The following is a 13,028-nucleotide window of genomic DNA, read 5'->3' on the forward strand; positions in this document are numbered from 1 at the left end:
TTTATGGCATTAAAAAAGATGCAAACCGATTGGTCTGCACCTTTTTTAAGTCCGAATAACGGACAACCTGGAGATTACCATTTGCATAGGGCCGAACCGATTTTAAATATATCGGTTATAGACGAGAGTGCCTTTCGAACGCTCTGCAAACCCTCCCTGGTTTCTTGCAATGCCAATGACGAACCTTGAAGTCGCTGTTACGCTTTTCATCGTCAACCAGTCCCTTCCGTTTTGTTATTGGCCTTGCATTATTTGTTTACCCCGTTTACTTGTGTTAAAACCTGTTTATTTAAAAAATTGGAGTTTTTTTCTTTAATAGATAAAATGAAAGAAAGGAAGTGAAACACGATGAAAACGAAGAAAGAAATACGTGAGTACATATGGAATTTTCTTGAGGAGAACAAGCTAGGCCGCTTTCCGTTTCCTTTAACAAATAGAATTCCCAATTTCAAAGGAGCTGAAAAAGCGGCTGCATTTGTTTTTACGATGCCTGAGTATAAAGAGGCTAAGGTCATTAAGGTAAATCCTGATTCTCCGCAGCTGCCGGTACGCACCCAAATTCTGAAAGATGGAAAGACATTGCTGGTTCCAACTCCACGGCTGAAAGCAGGCTTTATTATGGTAAAGCCGGAATGGGTACCGCCCGGGGAGGAGCGAAAAGCAGCGAGCCTTAAGCATATTCACTCATACGGAAAAGAAGTTCCCCTCACAGAATTGCCGGAAATTGATTTGTTTTTTGCCGGATCAGTGGGGCTTCACCCGGATGGCCGGCGGGTCGGAAAAGGGGAGGGTTATGCTGATCGGGAGTATGCGATCATCAGGGAACTGGGGAATCCTGAAATCCCTGTGATTGGAACGGTTAACAGCGCCCAGGTGACAGAGGCAGATATCCCGAGGGATCCTTATGATCTGACTGTCGACTGGATTGCCACTGAAAAGGAACTGATCAAAACCAATACGCCCTATCCAAAACCAATCGGGATTCAATGGGATCTTGTAACGGATAAGGAAATGGAAGAGATGCCGGTTTTGCATGAAATATGGGAGATCACAAAAGGAAAGGCAGCCAAGTAATTGACTGCCTTTTAAGCTTTCACTTCGTCCATTTTCTTTAAAACATCATCAATCTTTGCGTGATTTTCAGGGGATTCATCAATATGCTTCCATAATATCTTTCCCTGAGGCGAGAAAAGCCATGTTCCGCCCTGAATGTAGACATCCTGAGTTTTTATGGATTTCATGACAAACTCCTTTTGTTTTTCATCCTTAGGGATAAAGCCGCCGACTTTTCCTGTAATAAACCCAAGTGCTGCTTTTGAAAGAAGCTTCCACTTTGGCATGGTTTTATGTCCCATTCCTCTATAAGCTTCCCGGGAAGGATCGCCGAGGATCGGAAAAGGGAACGGACCGAATTGCTCAAGGAATTGACTGATAAAGGTTCCTTTCGAAGGAGCAATGACAATGACTTGAAATTCTTTAGCTTCTACTTCATTTATGCGCTCGCGCAACTGCGCAAGATATTCCCGGCAGACCGGTCAGCCAAGATGGCGGACGAAGACAGCCATTGTGTACTGGCTGCTGATAGCCTGTTCAAGCGTAATATTTTTATCAGGATGCTGGGTTTCTAAAATATATTCCATGAATATCCCGCCTTTCGGATTTACATCTGATCATACCTAATTCTTTTGAAGGAATAAAGAATTGCGGCTTGCACATAAATAAACAGGAGTTCGCACTCCTGTTTAGTCCCGGCTCCCCAATATCCCAAAAATGCGAAGGATATTAATGAACAGGTTGATAAAATCAAGGTATAGGTTAAGAGCCATCAAAGGCACTTCTTCCGGTGACACTCCATACTGCTTCATGCGGTTGAAGTCGAATAGCACATATCCGCTGAACACAAGCACTCCGATGAAGGAGAAGGCGAGCATCGCGTTAGAGCTTAATGGCCAGATGAGGCTGAAAATTCCGATCGCAATAAGGGCGAGCAATGCCGCCATCAGCATGCCGCCAAGGAAAGATAGGTCCCGCTTCGTTGTCGAAGCATATACAGCTAAGCCGGTGAACACAACAGTTGTCGTCGCAAGTGCTGTTAAAACAGGGTTAGGTCCAATAGCAGCCAGGTAGTGGGCAACAATCGGGTAGGTCGTCATCCCTGAAATAAATGTAAAGACATAAAGGAATGTATACCCAATAGCTTTTTTGCGGCGGAGCAGGAAAGCGAAAAGCAGCATTCCAAGTTCAAGAAGCATTAGCGGCAAAAACAGGGCTGGAGGGATGAAAACACCCGCCATCGTTCCGGCAAATGCAATCCCCAATGATAAGGCAAACGCCCGTAAAACAGAGGGCAAATAACTGTTATTTGCGGTATACTGTACATACATTTCTTCATTTCTCCTCTAAATTCTTTTGTATATGTATATACGACTGAGCTATTAATTAAGTTTCATAAATTATTTTTTTTTAATAGGTCTCTTATTTCAGTTAAAAGCTCAACATTTTTATCCACAGCTGGTGCCGGTGCTGCTTCTTCTTTCTTTTTAAAACGATTGTTGATAATCCTGATAAAGACGAAAATGGAGAATGCCACGATGAAGAAATCCACCACATTCTGTATGAATAAACCGTATTTCACTTGTGCCCCACCGACCTTAACCATAAGATCCGTAAAGTCGACTCCGCCCATCAGCAATCCGACAAGCGGCATAATAATATCATCTACAAGGGAAGATACAATCTTTCCGAAGGCAGCTCCGATTACAACCCCAACTGCCAAATCCAGGACATTTCCCTTTAGGGCGAATTTTTTAAACTCATTCCACATAACAAGTCACCTTTCTTTGAAAAATTACCGTTATTATACTATGAAGAATGTATGAAAACCAGATAGAGAAAGCACCTATTGACAGAAACAGGCTTTTTCTCTATAGTAACTATGACAATTATATTTCTATTATTCCCGTGTGAGCGGGAGAGGTTCATAGCTTCACCCTCTATAAAAAACTATGGCTTTGATTATAATAATCAACCATATCCATGAGAGGATATGGTTTTATTTTTCAAGCTGTACTTTTCGGACCTCTCTTTAGGATCAGCGGGATCATATAAAGGGAGGCTATTTTTATGTCAGGAAGAAAAGATGAGGAATTAACGGATATTACATTATTGGGAAATCAGGGTACTAACTATCTTTTTGAATATTCGCCTGAGATTCTGGAGGCTTTTGATAATAAGCATCCAAACCGCGATTATTTTGTAAAGTTTAATTGCCCAGAGTTTACGAGCCTTTGCCCGAAAACAGGCCAGCCGGATTTTGCAACCATCTATATCAGCTATATTCCGGATCAAAAGATGGTAGAGAGCAAGTCATTGAAGCTATATCTTTTCAGCTTCAGAAATCACGGCGATTTCCATGAGGACTGCATGAATATCATTATGAATGATCTTATCGAATTAATGGATCCCCGCTATATTGAGGTTTGGGGCAAGTTCACTCCTCGTGGAGGAATCTCCATCGATCCGTATTGCAATTACGGAAAGCCGGGGACGAAATATGAAAAAATGGCCGATTACCGCTTGATGAACCATGATCTATATCCGGAGACGATTGACAATCGTTAAGAACATAGCTTGCTTAAAGTTCATTTTTAAAATAATATCAAAAAAGGCAGAGGAATCTGCTTTTTTTGTTGCAGAAAATATACATAAGTGGGATTATATTTAGGGAATATTCTGTATTTTAATAGAGCAGTACAATAATAAAGCTCTGAAAGGGGACATAATGAAGAAAAGCATACATAAAAAAGATCCTCGCTTTAAAGTAGCAGAGAAAGAAGCGTGGATTGGCATTGGTCTCGTACTCTTTAATTTTCTTTGGTGGTATGGGTTTGCCTATGGATTGGGGTCAGCCCCTGCCGATGAGTATATATTCATCATGGGGCTGCCTGCCTGGTTTTTCTGGAGCTGTGTAGCCGGATTTGTTGTCATGGTGATACTGGTATCAGCAACTGTAAAATTCCTGTTTAAGGAAGTTCCGTTCGAAGAAAACGGAGAAGGGGGAGAATCCGAATGAACTGGCAGGTTATTGCTCCTCTTATCTTCTTTTTAGTCATTATTTTTCTGGTGGGTTTATGGTCCAGCAGAAAGATTGATACGAGCAGTTCGTTTCTGCAGGATTATTTTCTTGGAGGAAGGCAACTGGGCGGTTTTATTCTGGCCATGACCATGATTGCAACTTACGGCAGTGCCAGCAGTTTCATTGGGGGTCCCGGTGTTGCATATACCCAGGGGCTTGGCTGGGTATTGCTTGCCATGTCACAGGTTGTTACTGGTTATTTCGTCCTAATGGTACTGGGGAAAAAATTTGCAATTACAGCAAGAAAGTATAATGCTGTAACACTCATTGATTTTCTGAAAGAAAGATATAACAGCAAATGGGTTGTCTGGCTATCTTCTCTCAGCATCATAATCTTCCTGTTTTCCGCCATGGCTGCCCAATGGGTTGGCGGAGCAAGATTAATTGAATCACTGACAGGATTAAGCTATTTATCGGCTTTATTCATTTTTGCCGCTTCTGTCATGGTCTACGTTGTCATAGGCGGCTTCCGTGCTGTTGCCGTAACGGATGCTGTCCAGGGCGGAATTATGTTCATCGGCACTATGATCCTGCTGGTTGCTGTTATTGTGGCAGGTGGAGGAATACCAAATATTATCAGCGATCTGTCTTCAGAAAACCCGAATCTGATTACTCCGTTTGGCTTTGATGGCGGATTGACCCCTTTATATGTATCCTCATTCTGGATTCTGGTTGGAGTGGGGGTTGTAGGTCTTCCTCAGGTTGCAGTAAGGGCCATGTCCTATAAAAATGCCAGAGCCATGCATAGGGCCATTATCATCGGAACAATAGTGGTCGGCTTTATCATGCTTGGCATGCATTTAATTGGCGTGTTTGCACGGCCGATTCTTCCGGGGATTGAAGTAGGGGATAAAGTTATGCCGATGATTGCCATGGAAGTCCTTCCGCCATGGCTTGCGGGAATTGTGCTGGCTGCACCGATGGCTGCCATCATGTCAACCGTGGATTCCCTGCTTCTTCTGGTCAGCTCGGCGATTGTTAAAGATGTGTATATTAATTACATTAAACCTGATGCTGAAGAAAGCACGGTTAAGAAAATGAGTTTTGCCGTCACAGCCCTGCTGGGAATTCTGGTATGCATGATGGCGCTCAGTCCGCCCGATTTGCTGATCTGGCTGAATCTCTTTTCTTTTGGAGGACTGGAAGCAGCATTCATATGGCCTGTTGTTCTGGGTCTTTATTGGGCGAAGGGAAATAAATATGGTGCGGTGGCCTCCATGATAACCGGAACGGCTTCCTATATTTTATTCCACACTTTTTATCCCAATGCTTTAGGCATGAATACAGTCGTATTGCCTATTGCTTTATCACTGGCCGCATATATAGCTGTAAGTCTATTTACCGAAAAAACAGCACCTGCAGCAGCAGAAATTTAATCAAGAGGCTCCGGAGAGGTATTCCGGGGCCTTTCGTATTAACCGGCAAAGTGCCTATAGATCAGGCCCTCGTCACTATAATCAAACGTTTGATTGAAGCAGGAGAAGAGTCATATATAAAGGAAAAGGGAGGAAACATGGGTTTTTGTAAAAAAATGAGCATATTGATAGGTTTGTAGAAACGATCCCTATTTGTTACACTTAATTAGTTGAAACGTAATTGTAACATTTGACTTTAAATGGAAATGTTTTTTAACATTAGGGAGAATATAATGAAAAATTTTATAAATATGATTATGATTGCCATGCTGTCATCCGTTATAGCAGGCTGTTCCAGTGAAATAAATGCATCTTTAAATACAGAAGAAATAAAACTTGAAAAAGAAGATAAAGTGGAAGCAGAAGATAATATATCAGTACAAGAGGCTGGAAAAGATAAAAAAGATACCGTTTGGCTTGAACGCAAGTCACTATTCCAAATTGACGCAACAGACGGGATCATGAAGTATACAGTTTACCTTTTTTCAGAAGACGAAAGAAGAACCATTCTGGAAGAGGACAGCGCGAAAGGAAAGAAAGGCGATTCCTATTTTACAGGACATTATTCAGTATACCTGGCTTTGAAGGGGTCAAAAGAGGCTTATAAACAAGCAGCTCTAAATGTCAGTTCTGAAATGTCATTTAACCCTTCAAAGGAACAGGTTTACACTCAGAAAATGAGGAACAAAACCATCATCTCGATCTTTCAGTCCAAGGGGGAAAACTTAGTCAAGGGCCAGCTGCTGGCGATTAAAGATGGAGCAGTGCAAAGAATCAGTACGGAAAAAGATATGACCACTACCTCCAAAGCGAAAATAAAAACCATTAATCAAAAGTATCTTCAAACTGCCCAAAAAAAGAGTGATGGATGGGTTATTTCAACATGGCTTTTTAATGAGGAAGCCCATTCAATGAGCCTTCACGATCAAATCGAGCTTTCAGAAAAAGATCAATCTGATATCGACTGGATGAACCTATGGCTGAAAAAGGAAGCCCTTTACTATCCTTTTAAAAACCTGGCACTCAGTGGGGATGCCATTGAGAAAGCAAAACAGGGAATCCCTCTCGGAAGTCCATTTCCGATTGGCACAAACATATCTGAAATAAAAAAGTCAGATCCAAACTTTGTTGAAGAGGGATTTGAAGGCGGCAGCCCTTTTGTGATGTATCCTGAAATTACCTATTATTATGAACGGGAAACGGGGAACGTAACAGCTATTTCCATTCCTGGACAGCGGGTGAGAACGTCAATGGACGAGATTACCGCCATGTTTGGCACTCCAGCGGAGGTCAGGGAAGAGAAGCTGTCAGGTGAAACCATCTCCACCTACCCGGCAGATAAATATTCCATCGATATGATTTCTGATTTAGAAGGAAACGTTAGTGAAATCGTATTAAAGAAAATAAAAAATCATGCGGGTCAATGACCGCATGATTTTTTATAGTCACGAAAGGGCGCTTTCGCTTTAAAAGGCCCAGTCACCTTTTCTGAATACAGGTTCAGCGCTGCCGTCTTCAGTGATTCCGTCGATATCCATTTCAGCGGAACCGATCATGAAATCAACATGTGTTAAGCTTTCGTTCAAGCCGTTTTCACCCAGTTCTTCACTGGACATTTTCTTGCCGCCTTCAATACAGAATGCATACGCACTGCCAATGGCAAGGTGGTTTGAAGCATTTTCATCAAATAAAGTATTATAGAAAAGCAGATTGGACTTGGAAATTGGCGAGTTGAAAGGAACCAGTGCCACTTCACCAAGGTAGTGGGAGCCTTCATCTGTCTCAACCAGCTGCTTGAGGATTTCTTCTCCTTCTTCTGCTTTTACATCGACAATGCGGCCGTTTTCAAATGTCAGGCTGAAGTTATCGATGATGTTTCCGCCATAGCTTAGAGGCTTTGTGCTGGAAACTGTACCGTTCACACCTGTCTTGTATGGTACTGTGAACACTTCTTCAGTCGGCATGTTTGCCATGAATTCGTGCCCCTGTTCATTCACACTGCCTGCTCCGACCCATAAATGGCCTTTTGGAAGCTCGATTGTCAGGTCTGTGCCTGGAGCTTTATAGTGAAGCTTCTGATATCGCTTGCTGTTTAAGTAATCCACTTTTTCATGAAGTGTTTCATCATGCTTTTTCCAGGCTTCAACCGGGTTATCCAGGTCAGCGCGAGTGGCTTTGAAAATAGCGTCCCAAAGCATTTCCACTCTGGATTCCTCCGGAGCTTCAGGGAATACCATGTTTGCCCATGCTTGAGAAGGAGCTGCGATAACTGTCCAGCTCACTTTATCGGATTGGATGAATTTGCGGTATTTTGCAAGCGCCTGTCCGGCTGCTTTCTGGAAGCTTGCGATTCGCTCTGATTTCACGCCTTTCAGCAAATCAGGGCTTGCTGAAACGATTGACATGAATGCCGCACCCTTTTCAGCTAAATCTTCGACTTCCTTTGCACGCCATTCCGGGTATTCCGAGAAAGACTCGTCCGGTGCCAAATCGTACTTTGTGCGTGTGACCGCATCATCGCTCCAGTTCACAACAACGTTATGAGCTCCTGCTTCATATGCCTTTTTCACAATAGTGCGAACCAGTTCAGCTGAATCAAGTGTTGTGTTAATAACCAGCGTCTGCCCCTTTTGTACATTTACGCCGACCTTCACTGCAAGCTCTGCATATTTCTCTAAATTTGTTTGAAATTGACTCATTATGTATTCTCCTTTTGTCAGAATCTTCATTTTCATTGTAGCGGTTCTGTCCCGAAAAAGAAACCTATTGAACTCAAAATCATGCTGCAGAACTTCCGGGCTCCATCTCCGGTCGGAGGAAAAGAGAAACAGCCAAACCCTGGTAAGGCTTGGCTGTCTCTATTAATATACAAAAATCATTAAAATGGTCGTAACAATGCCCACCCATATGGCCAGCAATGCACAGTAGCCCATAATATGGCGGATATGAAGGCCAACTACACTTAAAATTGGAAGTGCCCAGAATGGCTGGATCAAGTTCGTCCAGGCATCACCCCAGCCCACAGCCATAGCCGTAATGGCAGGATCCACACCCAGCTGCAGACCGGCAGGAACTTGAAGCGGCCCCTGTAAAGCCCACTGCCCGCCGCCTGAAGGGGCAAGAATGTTGACGATGCCTGCTGCCCAATAGGTGAAAATATCGAAGGTGTCTTTACTGGCTATGGACGCCATTCCATTGATTATGGACTCTGCCAACCCGGAGCTGCCAAGGACAGCGATAATGCCGGCGTAAAACGGGAATTGCAGAATGATAGGGGAAATGGCAGAACCCGCTTCTTTAAAAGCGTTGGCGTACTGTACGAGCGATTTATGGAGAATAAGGCCTAACGATAGAAAAGTAATATTGATAATATTTAAGTCAAGGTCACGCCCGTTTATGAACTCGATAATAACATAGATTAACCCGATTAATCCGGTAATGATGCCGAGAAAAGGTGTTCGTTCAAGCTTTCCGGCGGGCGTTTTTAAAACCTCATCCGGTTCAGCTTCCTGCTTGAGTTCCTTAGGGGGAACGTATGAGATAATGCCCTTTTTTGGTGCCATCAGCACGATGAAAATCGGCATTGTAACAACAAGAGCAATTAAAATGGCAATTGTTCCTGGATGAAAGATCGTTTCCGAAGTTGGAATCACCCCAGCAATATCCTCCAGAAAGTGCCCCTTGGTCGCAACAGTTAAACCGATTGAACTCGACAAGCCGGCTGTATATAGAGCGGTGGGTGCATAGGCGGCAGCCACTAATAGCGGAAAGTGTGCGTTCTGATTTCTTTTTCCGACTTCACGGGCAATAATGGCGCCAACGACAACAGCAAGGCCCCAGTTAATATAATAAGCAGCAGAAGAAACGAGAAAAGTCAGTACGTAGGCCTGATTGGCCGTCTTCGCTTTGGAGGAAAGCTTTTCAAGTATACGCTGTGCAGAAGGAACAGAAGCAAGTGCCATGCCTGTCATCAAGAGAAGCACCATTTGCATGGTAAAAGCTAGGTATACCCAGAAGCCGTCACCAAATGATTTAAACAGCTGGGCAGGTTCAGAAGGCTTCATGAAAAATCCGGCTATGAATACAAACAGAGTCATTAGTACAGCAATGACAAAGGCGTCAGGGAGATACCTTTCCACAAACTTGGAGAAACGGTCTGCCATTCTGGTTAACATCCTGTCACACTCCTTTCAGTATTAGTACATGCTATGGAGAGGACAAGCTGTGTATGTCAGTTCATATAGAAAAGCCCCGGCAGCAGCCGGGGCTATACATTAATCTTTATCTTCCATTGCGGCCTTCAGCAAATCACCAAGGCTTGTTCCAAAGGACTCTTCCTTCTGGGTATATTTCTGAACAAGTTTTCGTTCTTCGCGTTTGTTGACGGCTTTCTTTTTGTCCTGGGCTTTCTCTACTACATTGCATGGGCGGCACTGGAAGTAGGCGCCTGCCTTGCCCTGATGGATCTCCATTTTTTTGCGGCACTGCGGGCAGCGGCGGTTTGAAAGCTTTGGATCCTTGCGCTTTCGGAAACTGCAATCAAGATTGGAGCAGACAAGTATTTTTCCGTCCTTTGTATTCCTTTCTTTCAGGAAGGAATCGCATTCCGGACATTTCGAGCCGGTGAGATTGTGGGCACGGTACGATTTGTCGCTCTTTTTAATTTCTGAAACCAGAGTTTGAGTCTGCTTGCGGATATTCTGAAGAAACTCTTTAGGATCTGCTTTTCCGCGTGCGATTTTCTCAAGCTCCTGCTCCCATTTGGCAGTCAGTTCCGGTGATTTCAAATCTTCATTCACCAGGTCCATCAGCTGTTTGCCCTTTTTAGTCGGAAACAGGCGTCCATTTTGTCTTTCGAGGGCTTCTGTCTCAAGAAGCCGTTCAATGATTTCCGCCCTTGTAGCAGGTGTTCCGAGACTGTATTTTTCCATCTGTGTCAAAATGTCAGCTTCGGAATAGCGAAGAGGCGGTTCAGTGAGCTTCGCAGCGGATTCGGCATTTTGCAGCGTAAAACTCTGTCCTTTCGAAATGTTCTTCAGGCTCTGTTTTCCTGTCTCTTCTTCAGTATTCCGTTCAACCTTGCGATAACCGAGATCGATAACGGCTGTTTCCCTCGCTGTGAAGGCCTCACCATTAACATCGATAGCAGCATGGATGGTTTCATACTTATAAGGGTTATGGAACATGGCCAGAAACCTGCGCATAATCAATTCGTACAGCTTGCGCTCATCAGGAGACAAATTACCGAGATGCACACGTTCTTCAGTCGGAATAATCGCATGGTGATCGGTTACTTTTTCATTATTAAAAACGCGCTTTGCCAGCACCCTGCCCTGATTCGCAAGGATAGGCTTCACTTCATCTTTATAGGAAGCAGCGATGCCATGGAGGCGATCCAACATGGTTGCTTCCATATCCTTTGTCAAATAGCGTGAATCTGTACGCGGATAGGTGACAAGCTTATGCTGCTCATACAGCTTTTGCAGCACATTCGATGTTTTCTTGGCAGAGAAGCCAAAACGTTTATTCGCGTCACGCTGCAGCTCCGTCAAATCATAAGGAAGCGGCTGCGGCTCTGTTTTTTCCTTCCGGTTAATGGACTGGATAACCGCCTTTTGTCCCTTTACCTTGGAAAGGACTCCATCAGCTGCTTCTTTAGAGAAAATGCGCTTTTCACCATTTTTCTCCCAGTCAGCCTGCAGGGGGCCAATGTGGGCGCGAATCGTCCAGTATTCTTTTGGAATAAATTGCTGAATCACTTTTTCCCTTTCCATAACGAGCGCCAGAGTCGGTGTCTGTACCCGGCCCGCGGATAGGGGATCCTTGTATTTAGTCGTCAGAGCCCTTGTGACATTCAGCCCGATGAGCCAATCAGCCTCTGCCCGGCACACGGCGGATTCATACAGATCTTCAAATTGTTTTCCGGGCTTAAGGTTTTGAAAACCGTCACGGATGGCACGGTCTGTTACAGAAGAAATCCATAAGCGTTTGATGGTTTGGCGCCAGCGGATTTTCTCCAATATCCAGCGGGCGACAAGCTCCCCTTCACGGCCTGCATCGGTTGCAATGATTATTTCTTTAACATCTTTCCGCTTTGCCAGATTTTCAATGGCTTTATACTGGTGGCTGGTCTGCTTCATCACCTTCAGACCCATTTGGTCAGGAATAATCGGCAGATCCTCCAGGTTCCAGTTTTTATATTTGCTGTCATAATGCTCCGGCATCTTTAATTCGATTAAGTGGCCAAGAGCCCAAGTGACGATATATTTATCGCCTTCCATATAGCTTTTATGAGTTTGCCGGCATCCCAGCACCCGGGCGATTTCACGGGCAACACTGGGTTTTTCAGCAAGAACAAGTGATTTCATAATGACTCCTTTCAAATCCATTCAGTTCCTTTTGTATTCTAATTAAGTATAGCGGAAAATCATTCATATTTGTAATGGGATACGTTATTATAGTCAAAATCAGACAGATGCCTATTTAAGGTGTATTACTTTTCATTCACCCCGATTCATTTTACAATGAATATAACAGTTTCCTGACAAATAGAAAGATAAGGTGAAATAAATGGATTCAAAAAATCAGCTTCTATATGATTACATACAGGAAAATTCGAAGAATATTACAGATTTGTGGATGTCTTTAAGGGAAAAACAGAAGGGCTCCATTTATTCTGCGGATGCAGACTCCGCTTATGAGAAGCTCTTGAGAGAACAGAATGCTTTTACCAACCGTACCGTTTCATCCGCTTTACTTGATGACGAAGCAGTGTTTATTGAAAATATGGAGGAGTGGGCCAGGACTGTAGCTGAAAGCAGAGTGGACACGAGTACTCCCATTTTTCAAGTGCTTGGTGCTTTAAGCACTGTAAGGGAAACCTATTGGCATTTTGTTGAAAAATTCATTAAAGATAACCAGTCTGAAGTCACAACAGATGATGTATTAATATGGAGCAAGACCATTAACAGGGCTTTCGATAAACTGATCAACAAATTTGCGGAAAAGTATTATGAACTGACGACCAGAAGGCTAGTTGCCCAGCAAAGTCTGATCAATGAACTTGGCACTCCCGTCATTCCTGTTAATGATGACACAGCTGTTCTGCCGCTTATCGGCGATATTGACACCGAGCGTGCGCAAATCCTGCTGGAGGAAATTCCGAAAAAGTGTGCAAAAGAAAATATTGAACATTTATTTATTGATTTATCTGGTGTAGCCATTATCGATACGATGGTTGCCCATCAAATATTCTCTTTAACGACAGCTCTTAAGCTATTAGGGGTCAAATCCACTATTTCCGGCATCAGTCCTGAGGTTGCCCAGACTTCCATCCAGCTCGGCCTGGATTTCACGGGTATTGAAACATATGGAAAACTAAAACATGCTTTAAGAAGACAAGGTGAAAACTTACAATAGAAGGCTCTTTTCTTGTAAATTGTTGTTTTTCACCTATCAATGCTGTCCGTTGATTTCCG

11 protein-coding genes, 1 pseudogene and 1 riboswitch are annotated in these 13,028 nt (G+C 43.5%); of the genes and pseudogenes, 6 read left to right on the top strand and 6 right to left on the bottom strand.

The window, feature by feature from the left end; all coding sequences use genetic code 11:
• Window positions 1-348 precede the first annotated feature (348 nt).
• Complete coding sequence (locus CHI10_RS11195; protein WP_095244372.1) at window positions 349-1,074, top strand: 5-formyltetrahydrofolate cyclo-ligase; 726 nt, start codon at window positions 349-351, stop codon at window positions 1,072-1,074.
• 11 nt (window positions 1,075-1,085) lie between these two features.
• Here the strand turns inward: CHI10_RS11195 and CHI10_RS11200 are convergent.
• From CHI10_RS11200 to mscL, 3 genes and pseudogenes are all read right to left on the bottom strand, one after another.
• Window positions 1,086-1,523, bottom strand: a pseudogene (locus tag CHI10_RS11200) (AhpC/TSA family protein); the annotation flags it as partial.
• A 219-nt stretch (window positions 1,524-1,742) separates the two neighbouring features.
• Window positions 1,743-2,384, bottom strand: a complete 642-nt coding sequence (locus CHI10_RS11205) for a Bax inhibitor-1/YccA family protein (RefSeq protein ID WP_095244374.1) — start codon at window positions 2,382-2,384, stop codon at window positions 1,743-1,745.
• Between the two features lie 62 nt (window positions 2,385-2,446).
• Window positions 2,447-2,824: a large conductance mechanosensitive channel protein MscL gene (mscL, locus tag CHI10_RS11210; RefSeq protein ID WP_095244375.1), complete on the bottom strand. Its 378-nt coding sequence runs from the start codon at window positions 2,822-2,824 to the stop codon at window positions 2,447-2,449.
• A gap of 143 nt (window positions 2,825-2,967) precedes the next feature.
• A riboswitch (PreQ1 riboswitch) is annotated at window positions 2,968-3,013 on the top strand.
• A 110-nt stretch (window positions 3,014-3,123) separates the two neighbouring features.
• Between mscL and queF the strand changes: the two genes are divergently transcribed.
• The 4 genes from queF (at window position 3,124) to CHI10_RS11230 (ending at window position 6,977) form a co-directional block, all read left to right on the top strand.
• Window positions 3,124-3,621, top strand: coding sequence for a preQ(1) synthase (gene queF / locus CHI10_RS11215; RefSeq protein ID WP_095244376.1), 498 nt, complete (start codon window positions 3,124-3,126; stop codon window positions 3,619-3,621).
• 160 nt (window positions 3,622-3,781) lie between these two features.
• Window positions 3,782-4,072, top strand: coding sequence for a YhdT family protein (locus CHI10_RS11220; RefSeq protein ID WP_095244377.1), 291 nt, complete (start codon window positions 3,782-3,784; stop codon window positions 4,070-4,072).
• Window positions 4,069-5,511 carry a sodium/pantothenate symporter gene (gene panF, locus CHI10_RS11225; RefSeq protein ID WP_095244378.1) on the top strand — a complete coding sequence of 481 codons (1,443 nt, stop codon included), beginning with the start codon at window positions 4,069-4,071 and terminating at the stop codon, window positions 5,509-5,511. Before CHI10_RS11220 ends, panF begins: the two co-directional genes overlap by 4 nt.
• A gap of 272 nt (window positions 5,512-5,783) precedes the next feature.
• Window positions 5,784-6,977 carry a hypothetical protein gene (locus CHI10_RS11230; protein ID WP_095244379.1) on the top strand — a complete coding sequence of 398 codons (1,194 nt, stop codon included), beginning with the start codon at window positions 5,784-5,786 and terminating at the stop codon, window positions 6,975-6,977.
• A gap of 39 nt (window positions 6,978-7,016) precedes the next feature.
• Here CHI10_RS11230 and CHI10_RS11235 read toward each other — a convergent pair whose 3' ends face one another.
• The 3 genes from CHI10_RS11235 to CHI10_RS11245 all read right to left on the bottom strand — a co-directional run bounded on the left by CHI10_RS11235 (window position 7,017) and on the right by CHI10_RS11245 (window position 11,918).
• Entirely contained in the window at window positions 7,017-8,249 is a 1,233-nt protein-coding gene (locus tag CHI10_RS11235; protein WP_095244380.1) for an aminopeptidase, read from the bottom strand.
• A 162-nt stretch (window positions 8,250-8,411) separates the two neighbouring features.
• Window positions 8,412-9,725: a short-chain fatty acid transporter gene (locus CHI10_RS11240; RefSeq protein ID WP_095244381.1), complete on the bottom strand. Its 1,314-nt coding sequence runs from the start codon at window positions 9,723-9,725 to the stop codon at window positions 8,412-8,414.
• A gap of 99 nt (window positions 9,726-9,824) precedes the next feature.
• Window positions 9,825-11,918, bottom strand: a complete 2,094-nt coding sequence (locus CHI10_RS11245; protein ID WP_095244382.1) for a DNA topoisomerase III — start codon at window positions 11,916-11,918, stop codon at window positions 9,825-9,827.
• 202 nt (window positions 11,919-12,120) lie between these two features.
• Here CHI10_RS11245 and CHI10_RS11250 point away from each other — a divergent pair, with 202 nt between their 5' ends.
• Window positions 12,121-12,969, top strand: a complete 849-nt coding sequence (locus CHI10_RS11250) for an STAS domain-containing protein (protein ID WP_095244383.1) — start codon at window positions 12,121-12,123, stop codon at window positions 12,967-12,969.
• The last annotated feature ends 59 nt before the right edge of the window (window positions 12,970-13,028 follow it).

The sequence above is a fragment of the Bacillus sp. 7894-2 genome (genome assembly GCF_002272225.1).
Taxonomy (GTDB): Bacteria; Bacillota; Bacilli; order Bacillales; family Cytobacillaceae; genus Cytobacillus.

Excerpts from the sequence above, each read along its gene's own strand:
- CHI10_RS11195 (WP_095244372.1), top strand. The coding sequence starts at position 349 with ATGAAAACGAAGAAAGAAATACGTGAGTACATATGGAATTTTCTTGAG.
- CHI10_RS11205 (WP_095244374.1), bottom strand. The coding sequence starts at position 2,384 with ATGTATGTACAGTATACCGCAAATAACAGTTATTTGCCCTCTGTTTTA.
- mscL (WP_095244375.1), bottom strand. The coding sequence starts at position 2,824 with ATGTGGAATGAGTTTAAAAAATTCGCCCTAAAGGGAAATGTCCTGGAT.
- queF (WP_095244376.1), top strand. The coding sequence starts at position 3,124 with ATGTCAGGAAGAAAAGATGAGGAATTAACGGATATTACATTATTGGGA.
- CHI10_RS11220 (WP_095244377.1), top strand. The coding sequence starts at position 3,782 with ATGAAGAAAAGCATACATAAAAAAGATCCTCGCTTTAAAGTAGCAGAG.
- panF (WP_095244378.1), top strand. The coding sequence starts at position 4,069 with ATGAACTGGCAGGTTATTGCTCCTCTTATCTTCTTTTTAGTCATTATT.
- CHI10_RS11230 (WP_095244379.1), top strand. The coding sequence starts at position 5,784 with ATGAAAAATTTTATAAATATGATTATGATTGCCATGCTGTCATCCGTT.
- CHI10_RS11235 (WP_095244380.1), bottom strand. The coding sequence starts at position 8,249 with ATGAGTCAATTTCAAACAAATTTAGAGAAATATGCAGAGCTTGCAGTG.
- CHI10_RS11240 (WP_095244381.1), bottom strand. The coding sequence starts at position 9,725 with ATGTTAACCAGAATGGCAGACCGTTTCTCCAAGTTTGTGGAAAGGTAT.
- CHI10_RS11245 (WP_095244382.1), bottom strand. The coding sequence starts at position 11,918 with ATGAAATCACTTGTTCTTGCTGAAAAACCCAGTGTTGCCCGTGAAATC.
- CHI10_RS11250 (WP_095244383.1), top strand. The coding sequence starts at position 12,121 with ATGGATTCAAAAAATCAGCTTCTATATGATTACATACAGGAAAATTCG.